The following is an 18,646-nucleotide window of genomic DNA, read 5'->3' on the forward strand; positions in this document are numbered from 1 at the left end:
GCCGGGGGTGCCGGCGCGGGGGGTGGCCGCCGGGCCGGCGGTGCCGGCCCGGGGGGGGGGGGGGGGGCACCCCGGGGCGGGGGCCGCGGGTTCCGCCGGGGCCACGGCGGACGACGACGACGCCGACGCGGCCGCGGACGACGAGGAGACCCCCTCGGGTCCCGTCTTCGAGGCCGCCGACCGGCGCGCCCGGATAGTGGCCGACCACGAGGGCGTGCGCCTCAGCCTCGACGAGGAGAACTGCGAGTTCCGCTGGGACGAGATCGGTGCGGTCGAGACCGAGGCGCCGCGCTTCGGCAAGCGCTTCACGATCACCGTCCACACGCCGGAGCGCCGCTGGTACCCGATCGAGATCGAGGCGACGTCCCGCTCCCGCTTCAAGGAGTGGGAGGAGCAGCTGGACGAGGTCCTCGACGCGTACTTCGACGACGGTACCGAGGACGAGGACCGGGACGAGGACTTCACGGACGCGGACGCCGAGGCGCAGGACCGGGCGGAGGCCGACGCCGATGCCGACGCCACGGACGCAGCCGAGGCCGGGGACAAGGCCGGAGACAAGGACAAGGCCGAGAACAAGGCCGAGAACAAGGCCGTCGACAAGGCCGTGGACAAGGTCCTCGGCAAGGAGTAGTCCCGGTCCGTCCGCGGTCGCGCCGCTCCGGCCCTGGTGGCTGCCCCACGGCCGGAGCCGGTGCGCCGTCCCGCGCCCGGCTCCCGGGACGGGATACCCAGGCCGCGCGCAACGGCCGCGCAGTGTACGCGCGTACCCGCCACCGCAAGCAGCCCCCGCCGAAGTGCACCCGCCCGCGTGACGTCCGTGTGCGTTCTCCCGGTCCGCCGGGAGAACGTGGTCGGACGGTCTGGAGGAGGGCTGGCTGATCATGGGCGGATCGGCGCCGCGCGAGGGCTGCCAGCTGCCGGTCGAGACGACCAGCTTCGTCGACCGGAGAGACGAACAGGCCACGGGCCGCGAGCTGTTGGCCAAGGCCCGCCTCGTCACGTTCACCGGCCCGGGCGGGGTCGGCAAGACCCGGCTCGCCGCCCATGTCGCCGCCCGTGTCGAACGCGCCTTCCCCGACGGCGTCCGGTACGTCGCCCTCGCCGGCCTGCACGACCCGGCGCTCGTCCCGCTGGCCGCCGCCGACGCCCTCGGCCTGCACGACCACTCCGACCGGCCGCCCCTGGACACGCTGGTGGAGCGGCTGCGCGACCGCCGCCTGCTCGTCGTCCTCGACAACTGCGAGCACCTGCTCGCCGCCTGCGCCGGCCTGGCCGCGGCCCTGCTGCGCGGCACCACCGGCGTCCGCATCCTCGCCACCAGCCGGCACCGTCTCGGCCTCACCGAGGAACACCTCATGGAGGTAAGGCCGTTGCCGGTTCCCGACCCGGACGGCGACCTCTCCGCCGCCGCGGCGAATCCGGCCCTCGCCCTGTTCGCCGACCGCGCCGCCGCGGTGCTCCCCGGCTTCCGGCTCACCCCCGCCAACCACGCCGCCGTGGCCCGCCTGTGCCGCCGCCTCGACGGGCTCCCGCTCGCCATCGAACTCGCCGCCGTCCGGATGCGCGTCCTCGGCCTCGACCAGCTCCTCGCCCGTCTCGACGACCGCTACCGCCTCCTCACCGCCGGCAGCCCGGCCGCCCTGCCCCGCCACCGGACGCTGCGCGCGGCCGTCGACTGGAGCCACGAACTGTGCACCGCCCGGGAGCAGTCGGCGTGGGCCCGGCTGTCGGTGCTCGCGGGAAGCTTCGACCTGGAGACGGCCGAGGCCGTGTGCCGCGAACCCGCGCCCCCGGGCGAGGCGTCCGGTCCAGCCGCCCGGGATCCTGAACCGCTCGACGTCCTCGAAGCCGTCGCCGGGCTCGTCGACAAGTCCGTGCTGGTCCGGGAGGAGACCCCGGACGGCGGCGGGGCCCGCTACCGCCTCCTCGACACCCTCCGCCACTACGGCCTCGACCGGCTCCGGGAGCGGCCCGGCGCGGAGGCCGCCGCCCGGCGCCGGCACCGCGACCACGTCCTGCTGCTCGCCGGCGCCTGCGAGGCCGCCTGGTTCGGGCCGGGGCAGCGGGAGATCGTCGCCCGGCTCCGCGCCGACCAGGACAACCTGCGTACCGCCCTCGACTTCAGCCTCACCACCCCCGGCGAGGCGGACGCCGGGCTGCGGCTCGCGGGCACCCTCTGGTTCTACTGGCATGCCTGCGGCGCCCCGCGCGAGGGCCGCTACTGGCTCGACCGCGCCCTCGGCGCCGCCCCCGCCCCGACCGCCGTCCGCGCCCGCGCCCTGTGGGTCTCCGCCCTGCTCGCTGGCAGCCCCGAGGACCTCACCCGGGGCCTGCGCCGCGCCCGCGAGGCCCGTGCCCTCGCCGAGCGGCTCGGCGACCCGGCGGAGGCCGCCCACGCCGACTACGTCATCGGCGTGGTCCAGCTGTTCGCCGACGACCTGGGCGCCGCCCGTGCCCACTACGAGACCACCGTCGCCCGCGGGCCCGTGCCCGGTCAGCACCTCAGCCTGCACGGCCTGGACCTGGTCGAACTGGCCTGCGCGTACGCCCTCCTGGGCCAGGCCGACCGGGCCGCCGCCGTCTGCGAGCGGGCCCTTGTCCTGTGCGAGGCGCACGGCGAGGACTGGGTCCGCTCCTACGTCCTGCGCATCCTCGCCCTCGCGCACGCCGTCCGCGCCGACTGGCGCCGCGCCGAGCCCCGCGCCCACGAGGCGCTGCGCCGCAAGCGCGACGTCCACGACGTCATCGGCATCGGCCTCACCCTCGACCTGCTGGCGAGGATCGCCGACGGCCTGGGCGCCGCCGAGCGCACCGCCGTCCTGCTCGGCGGCGCCGACCGGGTCTGGTCCGACATCGACCGCGACCGCTGGGGCTCCACCGCCCTCACCTCGGCCCGCCGTGACTGCGAGACCCATGCCCGGGCGGCCCTGGGACAGGGCGCGTACGAGCGGGCGTACGCCCGGGGCGGCGCATTCGCCCTCGCGGAGGCCTTGGCGTACGCGCTGGACGAGCAGCCGCAGCCGCCGCGGCAGCCCGAGTTGCGGGCCGCGCCCGCCCGGCTCACCCGCCGCGAGACCCAGGTGGCCGAGCTGGTCGCCGAGGGGCTCGGCAACCAGCAGATCGCCGACCGGCTGGTCATCGCCCGCCGCACCGCCGAGGGCCATGTGGAACGCATCCTCGGCAAGCTCGGCTTCAGCAACCGCAGCCAGATCGCCGCCTGGGTGACCGCCCGGCGCTGACGCACAGGAGACCCGATGAGTACCAGTACGGGCGCGCGCCCCGCCGCGGCCCACGGGCAGTTCGACCACCGGATGGCCGTGTTCGGCTCGGACGACGCGTTCGTCGCCGCCGCGCTGCCGTTCCTCGCCGAGGGCCTCGCCGCCCCCGACGAGCCCCCGCCCGTCGCCATCGCCGCCCCGGGCCTGCTGGCCGCCCTGCGCGACGCACTCGGCGGCGACGCCCGGGACGTCGGCTTCATCGACCACACCGACTGGTACACCGGAACGGCCGCCAACGCCGTGGCCCAGGGGGCCGGTTACCTTGCCGCGAACGCCGGGCCGGGCGGCCGGGTGCACCTCCTGATGGAGCCCGACTGGGGCGGGCGCGCCGGCCGTTCGGCGCGCGAGAGCACCGAGTGGATCCGCTACGAGTCCCTCGCCAACCTCCTGTTCGCCCCCTTCGCCACCACCGCCCTGTGCGCGTACGACACCCGCACGGCGGGCCCGGCCGTCGTCGACGCGGCCCGCAGGGCCCACCCGGGTACGGGGGTGTACGAGCAGCCGCCGGTCCTGGTGCGCGAGCTGGACGCCGTGCCGCTGCCCCCGCCACCGCAGTCCGCGGCCCGGCTGCCCGCGCCGGAGGCGGTCGGGTCCTGGGCCGCCGGGCGCGGGCTGCCGGCGGTGGACGCCGGGCGGTTCGGCCGTGCCGTCGGGGCGGCGGCGGCCGCGCACGGACCGGTGATCGAGATCCTCGCCTGGGGCGACGCCCCGGCCTGCGTCTGCGAACTGCGGCTGTGCCGGGCGGTGGCCGACCCGCTGGCCGGCTTCGTGCCGCCGCCGGGCGGGGAGCCGGAGCCGGGGCACGGGCTGTGGTTCACGCGCCAGGTGTGCGCGTACGTCGATGTCCGGGACGGGGAGCCGGGGGACGGGGCGAGGATCCGCGTCCAGTACGCGTGAGCGAGACGCCGTACGTGCGTACCCTCGCGGTGGCCCGTACGCGGGTACCTGATCAGGTATTCCTCCCCGTGTGCGGGGCGACGGGGCCGGGCAGGCTGGGAGGCATGCTGCTGCCTGCCGGGAGCCGGTTCCCGGATCCCGACCCCCAGTACGCCGCCTATCCGCAGCCGCCGACCCGGGCCGGTCACCTGCGCGTCGAGTACGACCCCCGGCCCACGGCGGCCGGCGAGGCGCGCGCCGCGGTGCGGCGGCAGCTGGAGGAGTGGGGACTCGCGGAGCAGGACGAGGTGGCCTACGTGTGCGAACTGCTGGTCGGGGAGCTGGCCGCGAACGCCCTGTGCCACGCGGCGACCCGGTTCCGGCTCACCCTGGCGGCCTCGCACGGGGTGCTGCGCTGCGAGGTCGCCGACGAGGACCGCCGCCCGCCGCGGCTGCTGGAGGCGGGCCTCGCGGAGGGCGGCAGAGGGATGTACCTGGTGGATGCGCTTGCCCGGCGCTGGGGCTGCCACCAGGACGGGCCGGGCAAGACCGTGTGGTTCGAGCTCGGTACCTGCGGGTGCGACGGCTGCGGTCGGCGACAGCCGTAGCGCCGCACAGCCCGGGCCCCGGCGGCCGGCCCAGCCGCCGGGACCCACACGGGCCTTACGGCAGGGCGTGCACGTGGGCGCCCACCGAGGACGACCACGCGTTCCCGGCCGCCGCGTCCCAGTTCGTCGACCAGGTCATGGCGCCCCGCAGGTCGGGGTACGCCTTCGACGGCTTGAACGAGCCGCAGTTGGTGAGCTTGGTCAGGCAGTCGAGAGCGTTGTTGACGACGGTGGGCGAGACATAGCCGCTGCCCGCCGCACTGGTCGACGCCGGCAGGCCGAGACCCACCTGGGACGGCGCCAGACCGCCCTGCAGCTGGATGCAGGCGAGCGCGGTCAGGAAGTCCACCGAGCCCTGGCTGTACACCTTGCCGTCGCAGCCCAGCATCGAACCGCTGTTGTAGTACTGCATGTTGACGACCGTGAGGATGTCCTTGACGTTCAGGGCCGTCTGGAAGTACCCGTTGGACGTCGACTGCATGTCGATCGTCTGCGGGGCCATGGTGATGATCAGCGAGGAGCCCGCCTTCGAGGAGAGCGAGCGCAGCGCCTGGCTCATGTAGGTCGCGTTGATGCCGTTCTCCAGGTCGATGTCGACGCCGTCGAAGCCGTACGTCTGCATCAGCGCGTACACGGAGTTGGCGAAGTTCGTCGCGGAGGCCGAGTCGCTCACCGAGATCGTGCCGTTCTGGCCGCCGATCGAGATGATGACCTTCTTGCCGGCCGCCTGCTTGGCCTTGATGTCGGCCTTGAACTGGTCGACCGTGTACCCGCCGAGCCCGGAGGAGTCGAGGGTGAAGCTCACCGCGCCCGGTGTGCTGGTCGCGTCCGCGAAGGCGACGGCGATGATGTCGTACGAGGACGGCACGTCCGAGATCTTCTGGACGGTGGCGCCGTTGTTGAAGTTCTGCCAGTAGCCGGTGACCGCGTGCTTGGGCAGCGAGCCGCCGCCGCCCCCGCCGGACGCGGTCGTGGTCGCCGTCACCGCCGACGACTTGGCCGACTCGCCGGCCGAGTTGGTCGCGCTGACCTGGAAGGAGTACGACGTCGACGCGGCGAGGCCGGTGACCGTCGCCGAGGCGCCGGTGACCGCCGAGACCTTGGTGCCGTTCTGGTAGACGTTGTAGCCGGTGGCGCCGGACACCGCGCTCCAGGACAGGGACGCGGAGGACGACGTCGTACCGGAGACCGCGAGGCCGGCCGGGGTGGCCGGGACGGTCGGGGCCGGGTCGGAGCCGCCCCCGCCGTCGGGGCCGTAGACCGAGACGTCGTCGGCGTAGTAGGCGGGCTGGCCGTACCAGCCGTGCGTCCAGACCGTCACCGAGGTGGTCGAGGCGCCGGTGGTGAAGGTCGTCGACAGCTGCGTCCAGGTCGTGTTCGGGGTCCAGGTCGACACGTCCGTGGTGCCGGTGCCGGTCACCCCGAGGTAGGTGTAGGAGCCCTGCACCCACGCGCTGAGCGTGTAGGTCGAGTTGGCCTTCACCGCCACCGTCTGGCTGCACTGGGCGTAGTCCTGCCCGGCCGGGGTCGCCTGCAGGGCGGCGGCGCCGGAGTGCACGGGGGAGGAGACCGTCGTCCCGCTGCCCGCGGAGCAGGTCCAGTTGGACAGGCCCGACTCGAAGCCGGGGTTCTTCACGTTGTTGACGTCGGCGGCGGAGGCCGGCGCGGAGGCCAGGCCCGCCATCGCGAGTGCCGTGGCGAGGGTGGCCACGGCCGACCAGGTGCGGATGCGTCGCTGTCCGGCATGCCGGGACACGAGCCGGGGGATGAGTCTGGGCATGACAATCAAGGTGGTCCAGACCAATTCACGTGTCAATAGGTCCAGACCAAATTCAAAGCTCCCGGAGACCACCGCGAGGCCGAACGGGCCCCGGTCATATGCACAACCTGTCCCGTTTTGAAGTCAGTTGTGTGGTCACGGATCCCAGACAGCTGCACAAACGCTGTTCTCCGGTCACAGGCGCGTGGTTACAGTGCTGAGGAAGTCACGCAATGAAGTCGTCCCGGCTCATTGGAGTTACACCGGTGGGCCGCCGGGTGTGAAGAGCGGGGAGCTGCGCGTGCCAACTGCCATTGCCGTGACCAGTGCCGACATGGCGCTGCCCGTCCAGGACGAGCGGACCATGCCCGCGGTCGTCCTGAAGGACCTGGACCAGCGGCCCCTCGACCACGCCCTCGCCGAGTTCGTGACCCTCATCGAGCAGTACGGGTACGTGGTCGTCGTGTACTCGGACGCCGTGCCCGAGGCCGTGGTCCGGCGCCTGTACACCCTCCGCGCGCTCCTGGAGAGCGACCGGATCGCGCTGTTCCGCCCCGGCCTGCCGCCGCTCGGCATCGCTGTCCTGGCCCGGCAGCTGCGCCAGCTGGCCTCCTGCGACCTCAGCCCCGGCGTCCTCGCGTCGGCCGGCCGGCTGCTCACCCACTACATCCACTCCGGCGCCGTCCTCGGCTCCGTCGCCAAGCTGGACCGCGTGCCGGTCGGCCTCAGGTCGCACGCCAAGTCCTGGATGCCCGGCACCCACTTCGGGGTCGTCGCCCACCCCGAGCCACAACTGGTCCGGATCGCCCCCGAGGCCGTCCTGAACGGCCCCGAGTTCAGCACCTGGATGCTGGTCGCCCGGGGACAGCTGCAGTCCGACTGGATCGGCGGCCTCGCCAAGGCCTGGGGCGCACACGGCCTGCGTGAGACCCCGCTGCCCGCCGAGTCCGCCGCGTGGTGGGGTACCGGCCGGATGATCGAGTTCACCAGCTACCTCGCCGACCTGTCGGTCCTCTACCAACTGGTCACCTCGGTACGGCAGACCAGCTGCCACTGGTGCGGCATCGACGTCATCGGCGATCGCTGCGTCTTCTGCTCCGCCACCCCGCCCGACCACGACCCGCCGGCGTCCCGTGCGCTGGAACAGCGTTCGCCCGCCTGACCCGTACCTCCCGCCATCGCTCGGTTCCCCCACTCCTCCCCGCTTCCCCGATGAGGTCGCACGGTCCATGAACTCCCGTCAGCGCCGCGGCGTGATACTCCTGATCCTGTCGATCGTCTGCGCGCTCGCCGCGTTCGCCGGCGTGCTCTCGGTCATCGACAACGCGAAGTCCGAGGTCGGTCCCAAGGTCACCGCGTACGAACTCCGCTCCGACGTCACGCCGTACACCACGCTGAGCCCGAGCCAGTTCAAGAAGATCTCGCTGCCCAAGCGCTGGCTGTCCGCCAACGCGGTCACCAGCCTCGGCCAGATCCAGGGCAAGATCGCGGTCACCGCGCTGAAGAAGGGCTCGCTGCTCCAGACCGACATGATCGTCGACCAGCCCGAACTGAAACCGGGCGAGCAGGAGGTCGCCATCATGATCGACGCGGCCACCGGGGTGGCCGGCAAGATCACCCCGGGCTCGCGGGTCAACGTCTACGCCACCTTCGAGGGCAAGCAGCAGAGCGCCCCCGACCAGTCGAAGATCATCGTGACCAACGCCCGGGTCCTGGACGTCGGCGCCCAGCTCAGCTACGTGGACCCGGACAACAGGAACCAGCAGCCCAGCGACGCCGTTCCCATCACCTTCGCGCTGTCCACGCTCGACGCCCAGCGCCTCACCTACGCGGAGTCCTTCGCCCAGCGGGTCCGGCTCGCCCTGGTCGCGCCCGGTACGACGACCACCGTGCCGGACAAGGACCGCACCTACGAACTCGCGACGGACAAGTGAGAGGCGCCCTCCATGCCCATCAGGATCCTCCCTGCCGTCGGTGACGCGGACGCCGTCCGCTCCCTGGTCTCCCTGCTCAGCCAGCTCCCGGACACCGAACCGCTGCCGCCCGTCGTCGACTCCACCCAGCTCGTCGACACCCTCGCCCGGTCCGCCGCCGAGTCCGTCGACGAACTCCCCGAGGTCGTCGTCGTCCACGAACGCATCGGCCCCGTCCCGGCCCTCGAACTCATCCGCGAGGTCGCGCTCCGCTTCCCCGCCGTGGGCGTCGTCCTGGTCACCACCGACACCAGCCCCGGCCTGTTCGCCGCCGCCATGGACTCCGGCGCCCGCGGCCTGGTCGGCCTCCCGCTGAGCTACGAGGAGCTGGCCGGCCGCGTCCACGCCGTCGCCCAGTGGTCCACGGGCGTACGACGTCATCTCGGCCACGGCGCCGACGTCTTCGCCGGTGTCGGTGGCACGGTCGTCACCGTCAGCGGCGCCAAGGGCGGCACCGGCGCCACCCTCGTCGCGGTCCAGATCGCCCTCGCCGCGCAGGCCTCGGGACACTCCACCGCCCTCGTCGACCTCGACCTGCAGACCGGGGACGTCGCCTCCTACCTGGACGTCCAGTTCCGCCGCTCGGTCGCCGACCTCGCCGCGGTGGGCGACATCTCCCCACGGGTCATGGCCGAGGCCGTCTTCCGGCACGACTCCGGGCTCGCCCTGCTCCTCGCGCCCGCCGAGGGCGAACGCGGCGAGGAGGTCACCGACCGCGCCGCCCGCCAGATCCTCAGCGCCCTGCGCTCCCGCTACGAGGTGGTGGTCGTCGACTGCGGCGCCCAACTCGGCGGGGCGGGTGCGGCGGCCGTGGAGACCGCCGACCTGGCCCTCCTCGTCACCACGCCGGACGTGGTCGCCGTCCGGGCGGCCAAGCGGACGGTACGGATGTGGGACCGGCTGCAGATCCGCAAGGCCGAGGAAACGACGGTGGTCGTCAACCGTTACACGCGCGGTACGGAGATCCAGCCCGCGCTGATCGGCCGCATCACCGGGACGGCCATGGCGGGGACACCGATCCCCGCCAATTTCAAGGAACTCCAGGGCGCGGTCGACGCGGGCCGCATGCACGAGCTGGACGCGCGGAGCACGGTGAAGCAGGCGATCTGGGCGCTGGCCGGGGAGCTGGGGCTGGTCAGGTCGGGGGAGACGGCACCGCCACGCCGGTCCGGGGCACGGGCCAGGGGCGGGGAGCGGGCGGCGGTGGGGTTCCGGCGACGGAAGGAGCTGCCGTGAGAGGCCGGTGGTCGGGTGCGGTGGCGGTGGGACGTCGGTCGGGTGCGGCCCGGCGGGGGTTGTTCGCGCAGCTCCCCGCGCCCCTGAAGGGGCGCTCACCGTGGCGCCCTGGTCCTGGGGGCGCGGGGAACTGCGCGACCAGCCCCCACGCACCCGCGGACGACCGCGGCCAGGTCAGTATCGAACTCCTCGGCATGACCCCGGTCATCATCCTCACCCTCGTGCTCATGTGGCAGGCCGTCCTGGTCGGCTACGCCTTCACCCTCGCGGGCAACGCCGCCGACGAGGGCGTACGGGCGGGCACCGCCGTCCCCCGCGGGGAACGCTTCGGCGTCTGCGAGCGCGCCGCGCTGGCGGACCTCTCCGGCGCCTGGCGGGCGGGAGCCACGGTGGACGACTGCGGCGGCACCGGCACGGTGACCGCGGACGTCTCCCTGCGCGTCCCGGTCCTCTTCCCCGGCTCGATCGACTTCCCCGTCACCGTCCACGGCCACGCCGGCACCGTGGAGGAGGTGAAGCGCTGAGATGCACCCCCGTCACCCGCGTCACCCCCGGCCTCCCCGCCTGCGGTCCCGCGACCGCGGCCAGGTCGCCGTCGAGTACCTCGGCTTCCTCCCGATCCTCCTGATCGTCGGCCTGGCCGGCATCCAGCTCGGCGCCGTCGCCTATGCCGCCGAGCAGGCCGGGACGGCGGCACGGGCGGGGGCACGCGCCGCCTCGCTGCGGCAGGACGCGGGCGCCGCCTGCGCGTCCGCGGTCAGCAGCGGGATCGACGTGAGCTGCGCGACCTCCGGCGGTGGCGACTCGGTCACCGTCACCGCCACGGTCCACATCCCCAAGATCGTCTGGGACCTCGGCAACGCCACCAAGTCCGCCACGATGCCCGTCGACCACTGAACGAGGAGCACGGCAAATGAGCCTGCGGGCACGCATCAACTCCCCCGAGGAGCACGGCAGCCGGGGCGAGGACGGCCACCTGGTCTCCTCCTACCGGGCCAAGCTCCTGGAGGAGATCGACCTCGCCGAGATGAGCGCGCTGGCCGCCGCCGAGCGCCGGGCCCGTCTCGAACGCGTCCTCGGCCACATCATCAGCCGCGAGGGCCCGGTCCTGTCGACCGTCGAACGCTCCCAGCTGATCCGCCGGGTCGTCGACGAGGCCCTCGGCCTCGGCATCCTGGAACCGCTCCTCGAAGACGCCTCGATCACGGAGATCATGGTGAACGGCCCGGACGCGATCTTCGTCGAACGCGGCGGCCGCGTCGAGCAGCTGCCGCTCCGCTTCGTCTCGGCCGACCAGCTGATGCAGACCATCGAACGCATCGTCTCCACGGTCAACCGCCGCGTCGACGAGTCGAACCCGATGGTCGACGCCCGCCTCCCCTCCGGCGAACGCGTCAACGTCATCATCCCGCCGCTCTCCCTGACCGGCCCCACCCTCACCATCCGCCGCTTCCCACGCTCCTACACCCTCCAGGAGCTGATCGGCTTCGGCTCGCTCGACGAGCACATGGTGTTCCTGCTGGCGGGCCTGGTGCAGGCGAAGTTCAACATCATCGTCTCCGGCGCCACCGGCACCGGCAAGACCACCCTGCTCAACGCCCTGTCCGGCCTGATCCCGGCCCACGAACGCATCATCACCATCGAGGACTCCGCCGAACTCCAGCTCCAGCAGTCCCACGTGGTCCGCCTGGAGTCACGCCCGGCGAACGTCGAGGGCAAGGGCCAGGTCACCATCCGCGACCTGGTCCGCAACTCCCTGCGGATGCGCCCCGACCGGATCGTGGTCGGCGAGGTCCGCGGCGGCGAGGCCCTGGACATGCTCCAGGCCATGTCCACCGGCCACGACGGCTCGCTGGCCACCGTCCACGCCAACAGCGCCGAGGACGCACTCACCCGGCTGCAGACACTGTCCTCCATGTCGGATGTCGAGGTCCCCTTCGTCGCCCTGCACGACCAGATCAACAGCGCGGTCGAGGTCATCGTCCAGCTGACCCGGTTCGCCGACGGCGCCCGCCGGATCACCGAGATCGCGATGCTCGACAGCCACGGCAGCGAGCCGTACCGGCTGGCGACCGTGGCCCGCTTCGACGCCCAGCCCATGACCCACGACGGGCGGGTCTTCGGCGCCTTCCAGTACTTCCCGCTCCCGCGCCGCACGGCCGACCGCCTCTACATGGCGAGCCAGCCCATCCCGCAGGCCTTCGGCGTGGCCCAGCACCTCGACCAGCTCACCACCCGAGAAGCCCGGTAGGCGGCCCATGTCCCTCCACGACCTCGTCACCCTCACCACCGGCATCACCCTGCTGGCCTGCCTGCTGGCCGTGCTGGGCCTGCACACCTACGCCTCCGGCCGGGCCCAGCGCGCCGCCCTGGTGGACCGTCTCTCCTACACCGGCCAGGCCCCGCTCACCGGCCGCCGGCGCCGGTTCCGCAACCTGGACCGCCGGCTGCGCGGCACGTCGGTCGGCCGCCGCCTGGAACTCCGGCTGGCGGCGACGGGCCTGGACGTGACCCCCGGCGAGTTCCTCGTCTACATGCTCGCCGCCGTCGCGGCCCTCTGGCTCATCGGCCAGGCCTCGCTCGCCCCCTTCTTCGGCCCGATCGCCGGGCTCCTCGGCGTCTTCGCCGCCGTCCAGTTCCTCAACTGGCAACGGCAGAAACGCATCGAACGGTTCATCGGCCAACTCCCGGAACTGGCGCGCATCCTGGCCAACGCCACCCACGCCGGTCTCGCCCTGCGCACCGCGATCGGCATGGCGGCGGAGGAGCTGGAGGCCCCGGCCGGCGAGGAACTCGGCAAGGTGGCAGACCAGTTGGCGATCGGCCACTCCATGGACGACGCGCTGGGCGAGCTCGCCACCCGGCTCCCGTCCCGCGAGCTGGTCGTCCTCGTCACCACGCTGGTCCTCTCCAACCGGGCCGGCGGCCAGGTGGTGTCGGCCCTGCGCAACCTCACCGAGACCCTGGAGGAGCGCAAGGAGACCCGCCGGGAGATCCGCACCCAGCTCTCCCAGGTGACGATGACGTCGTACGCCGTCCCGGTCCTCGGCGTCGGCGCCCTGTTCCTGATGAACGGGGTCAAGGACGGCACCCTGGCCCGCATGACGGGCACCGGCCTCGGCCAGGCGGCCGTGGTCATCGCCTTCGGGCTGTACGTCGTCGGGTTCGTCCTCATCCGCCGCCTCAGCCGCATCGACGTATAGGGAAGAGGTGGTATGTCACATGGCCCTCCTCCTGGCCCTCCTCATGGCCCTCGCCGTCTACGGCGTCTTCGCGGGCGTCCGCATGTACCGCGCGGACGCGAAGCTCCCCTCCGACCTGGCGATCGCCCTGGAGGTGGGCGCCACCCGCATCGGCGCCGCCAACTCCCTCATCGACCGCATGGGCATGCGGTACGCCCCGGCCGTGCTGCGCCTGATGGGCCCGCGCCAGGTGGCCAAGTACCGCCGCAAGATCGACCTGGCCGGCAACCCCGGCGGTCTGACCATCGACCGCTACGCGGCCCGCCGCGCCGTCTACGGCGCCCTGGGCGGCACCGGCTTCCTGGTCTTCCTCCTCCGCGGCCAGTGGCTGGTCGCGGTCCTGCTCCTCCTCTTCGGCGCGTTCTGGACCGAAGTCGGCATCTGGTCGGCGATCCGCCTGCGCAAGGACGTCATCGAACGCACCCTCCCGGACTTCCTCGACGTCCTCGCCGTGGTGGTCGGCGCCGGCCTCGGCTTCCGGCAGGCCCTGGACCGGGTGGCCACGCACTACGAGGGCCCCTGGGCCGACGAACTGCGCATCACCCTCCGCCAGATGGACCTCGGCATGAGCCGCCGCCAGGCCTTCGCGGAACTCCGCCGCCGCAACGACTCCGAACAGGTGGCGATGTTCGTGACGGCACTCCAGCAGGGCGAGGAACTGGGCGCGCCGATCGTCGACACGCTGGTCGCGCTGGCCAAGGACATGCGCCGCACCGACGCCCAGAACGCCCGCCGGAAGGCGGCCCGCGCGGTACCGAGGGCCACCCTCATGATCACCACGTTCATGGTCCCGGCGACGATGCTGCTGCTGGCCGCGGGCCTGCTGCTCGGCTCCGGGGTCGACTTCGGGTCGGTCACGGGTAAGTAGGGGGAGGGTGGGCGGAGGTGACGACCGTGGCGACAAGCGAGGACGAGGAGAAGACCGCGGCCGACGCCGAGGGCGCTACCGCGGGGACCGACGTGTCCGGTGCGAACGGTGTGGCCGGCGTGAGCGGTGTGACCGTCGGGGACGGCGGGACGGTCGCGGACGGTGAGAGGGCCGAGGTCCGGGACGGTGAGAGGGGCGAGGTCCGGGACGGCGTGAAGGTCGAGGTCCGCGGCGGTGAGAGGGGCGAGGTCCGGGACGGCGTGAAGGTCGAGGTCCGTGCTCTTCAGGCGTTGTGCCGGCAGGTCTTCGGCCTCCGCCTCGCGATGATCGCCGTGGCGACCCCCGCCGCCCTCCTCAACGCCAGCCCCGGCCTGGGCGTCCGCCTGGTCGGCTCGGCCGTGGTCGTCACGTTCATGGTCTCCTACGTCCTCTTCCGGGACTGGCAGCGCTTCGGCCCCCTCCTCCTGCGCCACCCCACCCTCCTGGCCGGCGACACCCTCTTCGGCTCCCTCCTGCTGATCTCGGCGGGCCCCGACACCACCCTCGCGTACGTCAGCGTCTGCACCCCCCTGCTCGCCGGCCTCCTCTACAGCTGGCGCGGAGCGGCGGTCTTCGCCTCCCTCCAGTCGCTGATCCTCCTGGTGGCCGAGGAAGCACTGCGGCACCACTCGGTACTGGCCGAGTCCCTTCTCCTCCCCGGCCTCTGCGTCATCACCGGCGCGATGGGTTCGACCCTGCGCAACCTGATGCTCCGCTTCGGCACCGCCACCGAGGCCCTGACCGAGACCCGGGCCCGGCTGGCCGCGACGGAGGCGGCGAGCGCGGAACGCGCCCGGCTGGCCCGCGAGATGCACGACTCGGTGACCAAGACGCTGTACGGCGTGGCGCTGGTCGCCGACGGTCTCGCGGCGTCCGCCGCCGTCTCCCCGGACCGCCTGGACCCGGCCCTGATCAGGCAGCAGGCGGACCTGCTGGCCAGGGCGGCCCGCAGGGCGGCGGCGGAGTCCCGCGCACTCCTGACGGACCTGCGGGGCGGCCCGGAGGCCGACGTGCTGGCCCAACTACGCGCGCTGACCACCGGATTCACCGCGCGTACGGCCCTCCCGGCCCGGTACGACGGCCCCGCCGCGCCGGTCCCGCTCCCGCCTCCCACCGCCCGCCAGCTGCTGCGTATCGCGGCGGAGGCCCTGGAGAACGCGCACCGCCACGCACACGCGACGAGAGTCGACGTACGGGCCGCCACCACCCCCACCCACCTGGTGGTGACGATCCACGACGACGGCCGGGGCCTCCCCGCGGACACGTCCCTCGAAGACCTGCGCCGCACCGGCCACTTCGGCCTGCTCGGCATGACGGAACGGGCGGTGGCGGTGGGCGCCCGCATCCAACTGACCACCGACAAGGGCACGGAGGTCCGAGTGGAGGTGCCACTGACATGACCGACGCGACAGAGCCACTGCGCGTCCTGGTGGCCGACGACAACCCGGTGATCCGCGCCGGCCTGACGGCCGTCCTCTCCGCGGCAAACGACCTCACGGTGGTGGCGGAGGCCGAGGACGGCCGCGCGGCCTACGAGGCGGCCCTGCGGCACCGCCCCGACGTCATCCTCCTGGACGTCCGCATGCCACGCGTGGACGGCATCGCGGCCCTGCCCCACCTGGTCCGCGTCGCCCCGGTCATGATGCTGACGTACAGCGACGAGACGGCCCTCGTGCAGGAGGCGGTCCGGCTGGGCGCCGGGGGCTACCTGGTCCACGGCGAGTTCACGACACAGCAGCTGACCGAGGCGGTACGGGACGTGGGCCGGGGCCGTCCGCACTTCACACCGACCGCGACGAACGCGTTGCTGGCCCACGTCAGGGGCGACGCAACTGCACACACCGAACCGGAACTAGGCGCTCCAGGTGGGAATTTTACTGCTCGCCATCTTTCGCGATTGCAATCTCCCGTGGGACAGTCATCCCAGTCCCGGTTTCAACTGAGCGGCAGAGAGGCGGAGATCATGGACCTCATCGCGTCCGGCATGAGCAACCAGCAGATCGCCGCCGTCTGCTTCATCAGTGAGAAGACGGTCAAGAACCACATCAACCGCATCTTCGCCAAACTCCACACCACCACCCGCGCCCAGGCGACGGCCAAGTGGCTGGGGGTGGCCTGAGATGAACCGGGTGAACTGGGTCCGGATTTGGGTCCCGGGACCCTCCGCCGAAGGGTATGTTCCGCCATACGCTGCCAGGATCGGAACCGAACCCGGAGGGGAGCACCATGAGCAACCTGATGCTGCGGATGCTTGTCGCAATGCAGCGCCGTGCCGACGACCGGGGTCAGACCGCGGTCGAGTACCTGGGAATCATCGCGGTGGTGGTGGCGATCGTGCTGGCGGTTACCGGTACCAGCATCGGCCAGACGATCCTCACCAAGATCACTGCGGAGATCAACAAGATCACGTGATACGTCCTCGCCGTTACGGCGACTCGGGGCAGGCCTTCCCTATCTACATCACGGTAGTGGGAGGCCTGCTCTTTCTCGCGCTCGCGTACCTCGCGGTCGGCCAGGCCGCGGTGAACCGGAACGGTGCCCAGACGGCCGCCGACGCTGCGGCCCTCGCCGCGGCCATGAACACGCGTGACGAGCTTGCGGACCAGTGGGTGCAGGACGTACTCGACCCGACCAAGTGGCAGGACGTCTTCGACGGCAGGGTGGACGTCGCGGACTCCTGCTGGCGTGCGGCGCAGCTGGCGTCGGAGAACGATGCGACGGCTCAGTGCACACCGGAGCCGCCGCTGAGTTACAGGGTCGATGCCAGGACGAACAAGACCGTGGGCGACTCCGTCGTTCCCGGCACCGAGAGCATCAGGTCGACGGCACAGGCCACCGCTGTGATCGAACCGCTCTGCACGTTCACGCTGTCCGGGGCGGACGGCGGCGTACTGCCCGAACTCACCTGCAAGGACCGGAACTGGACCCTCGACCCGGACGACCTCACGGATCTTCCGGGACCCGAGGACCTCTTCGACGTCCATCTGGCCGGCTGACAAGCGAATCGACGAGTGAAGAAGGAAGCGGTGCGATGAGCATTCGGTTCACTGCGACGGCTCGCAGGGGGGCGGTCGCGTTGCTGGTAACGGCAGGCCTGGCAGTGGCAACCGGCTGCGGTGGCGGGGGCGACGGCAAGGCTGACAAGCCCCAGGCGTCGGCCTCTGCGTCCAAGGCCGGCGGATCGAACCCGAGTGCTCAGGAAGGCCAGTCCGAGACGCCGTTGGCCGAACTCAAGGGAACGGGCGGCCTGCTTCTGCAGATCACCTCCGCCCAGCGGGACTCGGGCGGCTTCGTCACCGTCAACGGAGACATCAAGAACGACGGCTCCGACTCGGTCGTCATCCCCGCCCAGGTCAGCGGTGACGAAACGGAGATCACCAAACACGGCTTCTCGCTCGGCGGGGCCACCTTGGTGGATTCCAAGGGCAAGAAGCGCTACTACGTCCTGCGCGACACGGACGGCCGGCCACTCACCAGCACCGGCATCACGAACGTGGACGCCGGCCAGACCATCCCCGTCTTCATGCAGTTTCCCGCCCCACCGGCCGACACCACCGAGGTCACCCTCCAACTCCCCACCTTCTCCAGCGGCACCATCAAGATCTCCGGGTGAGGCCGAAGTGACCACTCCACGCCTCCCCCTGACCCTCGGCGCCGCGGCGCTCCTGCTCGCCGCGAACCTCTGCGGCGCCACGGCCGCCCGGGCGGACGGCGGCGATCCGAGCGTCCCCCCGGGCACGGAGCCCTCCGCCTCCGCCCCCGTGAAGATCGACCCGACCGATCCCGACCTGAAGCTCCCCGAGGGCGCCACCCTGGCCGAGCCCAAGGTCCTGGACATCAAGTCGGTCGTCGAGGACCAGAGCGGTGACGAGCGCCGTACGGACACCAACACGGACGTGACGTTCGCCCTCCAGGCCGAGGTGCTGTTCAGCAAGGACAGCGCGAAGCTGAGCGAGGCGGCGAAGGCGCGGATCGGGGCGATCGCGGACGAGATCAGGAAGCAGAACCCGACCCAGGTCCGCGTCTTCGGCTTCACCGACAACCTGGGCACCTCGGCCCACGGAGACGTCCTCTCCCGCCAGCGCGCCAACGCCGTGCAGGCCGTCCTGGACCAGGACCTGAACGACCCGAACATCACCTTCGACGTGCGCGGCTACGGCGAGCAGTACCCGATCGCGGACAACTCGACCGAGGAGGGACGGAAGAAGAACCGGCGGGTGGAGGTGACGTTCCCGCGGACGGAGAGCTGAGTGCCGCCAGGCCCTACTCCACCTCGACCGTCACCCGCGCGCCCGTTCGCATGCCCCATCCGGCCATGGTCCCCGCCTCCGCCTCCAGCACATGCCGGGAGCGCAGGCGGGGCCGGCCGAGGCGGCCCGGTGGCATCGTCCGCACGGCGATGACGTTCAGCCGGCGGTCCAGGTAGGCGACGTCGATCGCCATGCGCATCCGGAACGTGTGGATCCCGTTGGCAGGGGAGAGCAGAATGGCGCCGTCCAGGGCGTCGCGCCCCAACAGCCCCCTGGTGCGGGCGCGATACGACGTGGCGATCTCCAGCGGAACGGCGGCCAGCCGGTCCCCGTCCCCGTGCACGAGCAACGTTCCCCGACCGTCTCGCCAGCGTCCCACGCCCCACCCCTTTCACGGCTCCACCGCAGGTGTCCGCACCGACCGTACCCACATCGCGGGCGACAGGTCCCGTCCGGAGCCCGCATACGTGTCACCCGAGCGCGCGGAGATCGTTGAGCGGGGCAAGAGACCTCCTAC

At 72.3% G+C, this 18,646-nt stretch carries 20 protein-coding genes; 18 read left to right on the forward strand and 2 right to left on the reverse strand.

The features are described from left to right. The 4 genes from AB0472_RS10870 to AB0472_RS10885 form a co-directional block, all read left to right on the forward strand. Nucleotides 1-631 (forward strand): hypothetical protein (locus AB0472_RS10870; RefSeq protein WP_366355322.1); only part of this gene is annotated, 631 nt, incomplete at its 5' end. A 250-nt stretch (nucleotides 632-881) separates the two neighbouring features. Continuing rightward, nucleotides 882-3,239: a LuxR C-terminal-related transcriptional regulator gene (locus tag AB0472_RS10875; RefSeq protein ID WP_366355324.1), complete on the forward strand. Its 2,358-nt coding sequence runs from the start codon at nucleotides 882-884 to the stop codon at nucleotides 3,237-3,239. A 15-nt stretch (nucleotides 3,240-3,254) separates the two neighbouring features. Further along, nucleotides 3,255-4,175, forward strand: a complete 921-nt coding sequence (locus AB0472_RS10880) for an MEDS domain-containing protein (protein ID WP_366355326.1) — start codon at nucleotides 3,255-3,257, stop codon at nucleotides 4,173-4,175. A gap of 104 nt (nucleotides 4,176-4,279) precedes the next feature. Next, entirely contained in the window at nucleotides 4,280-4,762 is a 483-nt protein-coding gene (locus AB0472_RS10885; RefSeq protein WP_366355328.1) for an ATP-binding protein, read from the forward strand. A gap of 55 nt (nucleotides 4,763-4,817) precedes the next feature. Here the strand turns inward: AB0472_RS10885 and AB0472_RS10890 are convergent, their stop codons facing one another. After that, nucleotides 4,818-6,542, reverse strand: a complete 1,725-nt coding sequence (locus tag AB0472_RS10890) for a glycoside hydrolase family 18 protein (protein WP_366355330.1) — start codon at nucleotides 6,540-6,542, stop codon at nucleotides 4,818-4,820. A gap of 313 nt (nucleotides 6,543-6,855) precedes the next feature. Between AB0472_RS10890 and AB0472_RS10895 the strand changes: the two genes are divergently transcribed. The 14 genes from AB0472_RS10895 to AB0472_RS10960 all read left to right on the forward strand — a co-directional run bounded on the left by AB0472_RS10895 (nucleotide 6,856) and on the right by AB0472_RS10960 (nucleotide 18,129). Next, nucleotides 6,856-7,683 (forward strand): hypothetical protein, encoded by an 828-nt coding sequence (locus tag AB0472_RS10895; RefSeq protein ID WP_366355694.1) that lies wholly within the window; start codon nucleotides 6,856-6,858, stop codon nucleotides 7,681-7,683. Nucleotides 7,684-7,750: 67 nt separating this feature from the next. Continuing rightward, complete coding sequence (gene cpaB, locus AB0472_RS10900) at nucleotides 7,751-8,455, forward strand: Flp pilus assembly protein CpaB (protein WP_366355331.1); 705 nt, start codon at nucleotides 7,751-7,753, stop codon at nucleotides 8,453-8,455. 12 nt (nucleotides 8,456-8,467) lie between these two features. Next, the gene (locus AB0472_RS10905) at nucleotides 8,468-9,730 is read left to right on the forward strand and encodes a P-loop NTPase (protein ID WP_366355333.1); all 1,263 of its coding nucleotides are present in this window, start codon (nucleotides 8,468-8,470) and stop codon (nucleotides 9,728-9,730) included. Nucleotides 9,731-9,924: 194 nt separating this feature from the next. Next, nucleotides 9,925-10,254 (forward strand): pilus assembly protein, encoded by a 330-nt coding sequence (locus AB0472_RS10910; protein WP_366355335.1) that lies wholly within the window; start codon nucleotides 9,925-9,927, stop codon nucleotides 10,252-10,254. A 1-nt stretch (nucleotide 10,255) separates the two neighbouring features. Next, nucleotides 10,256-10,627, forward strand: coding sequence for a TadE/TadG family type IV pilus assembly protein (locus AB0472_RS10915; RefSeq protein ID WP_366355336.1), 372 nt, complete (start codon nucleotides 10,256-10,258; stop codon nucleotides 10,625-10,627). A gap of 16 nt (nucleotides 10,628-10,643) precedes the next feature. Then, nucleotides 10,644-11,981 (forward strand): CpaF family protein, encoded by a 1,338-nt coding sequence (locus AB0472_RS10920; protein ID WP_366355338.1) that lies wholly within the window; start codon nucleotides 10,644-10,646, stop codon nucleotides 11,979-11,981. Between the two features lie 7 nt (nucleotides 11,982-11,988). After that, on the forward strand, nucleotides 11,989-12,933 hold the full coding sequence (locus tag AB0472_RS10925; RefSeq protein ID WP_366355339.1) for a type II secretion system F family protein: 945 nt from the start codon (nucleotides 11,989-11,991) through the stop codon (nucleotides 12,931-12,933). 19 nt (nucleotides 12,934-12,952) lie between these two features. Then, nucleotides 12,953-13,840: a DUF5936 domain-containing protein gene (locus AB0472_RS10930; RefSeq protein WP_366355341.1), complete on the forward strand. Its 888-nt coding sequence runs from the start codon at nucleotides 12,953-12,955 to the stop codon at nucleotides 13,838-13,840. A gap of 212 nt (nucleotides 13,841-14,052) precedes the next feature. Next, on the forward strand, nucleotides 14,053-15,279 hold the full coding sequence (locus tag AB0472_RS10935; protein ID WP_366355696.1) for an ATP-binding protein: 1,227 nt from the start codon (nucleotides 14,053-14,055) through the stop codon (nucleotides 15,277-15,279). After that, on the forward strand, nucleotides 15,276-15,998 hold the full coding sequence (locus AB0472_RS10940) for a response regulator transcription factor (protein WP_366355343.1): 723 nt from the start codon (nucleotides 15,276-15,278) through the stop codon (nucleotides 15,996-15,998). Before AB0472_RS10935 ends, AB0472_RS10940 begins: the two co-directional genes overlap by 4 nt. A 107-nt stretch (nucleotides 15,999-16,105) precedes the next feature. After that, complete coding sequence (locus AB0472_RS10945) at nucleotides 16,106-16,291, forward strand: hypothetical protein (protein ID WP_093499360.1); 186 nt, start codon at nucleotides 16,106-16,108, stop codon at nucleotides 16,289-16,291. Next, nucleotides 16,291-16,875, forward strand: coding sequence for a pilus assembly protein TadG-related protein (locus tag AB0472_RS10950; RefSeq protein ID WP_366355698.1), 585 nt, complete (start codon nucleotides 16,291-16,293; stop codon nucleotides 16,873-16,875). Before AB0472_RS10945 ends, AB0472_RS10950 begins: the two co-directional genes overlap by 1 nt. A gap of 35 nt (nucleotides 16,876-16,910) precedes the next feature. Further along, entirely contained in the window at nucleotides 16,911-17,492 is a 582-nt protein-coding gene (locus tag AB0472_RS10955) for a hypothetical protein (RefSeq protein WP_366355344.1), read from the forward strand. Nucleotides 17,493-17,499: 7 nt separating this feature from the next. After that, a complete protein-coding gene (locus AB0472_RS10960) occupies nucleotides 17,500-18,129 on the forward strand; it encodes an OmpA family protein (RefSeq protein ID WP_366355346.1) in 630 nt (209 codons plus the stop codon). A gap of 13 nt (nucleotides 18,130-18,142) precedes the next feature. Here the strand turns inward: AB0472_RS10960 and AB0472_RS10965 are convergent, their stop codons facing one another. After that, on the reverse strand, nucleotides 18,143-18,508 hold the full coding sequence (locus tag AB0472_RS10965) for a DUF192 domain-containing protein (protein WP_366355348.1): 366 nt from the start codon (nucleotides 18,506-18,508) through the stop codon (nucleotides 18,143-18,145). Nucleotides 18,509-18,646 lie beyond the last annotated feature (138 nt).

It is taken from the genome of Streptomyces sp. NPDC086777 (genome assembly GCF_040702065.1).
Taxonomy (GTDB): domain Bacteria; phylum Actinomycetota; class Actinomycetes; order Streptomycetales; family Streptomycetaceae; genus Streptomyces.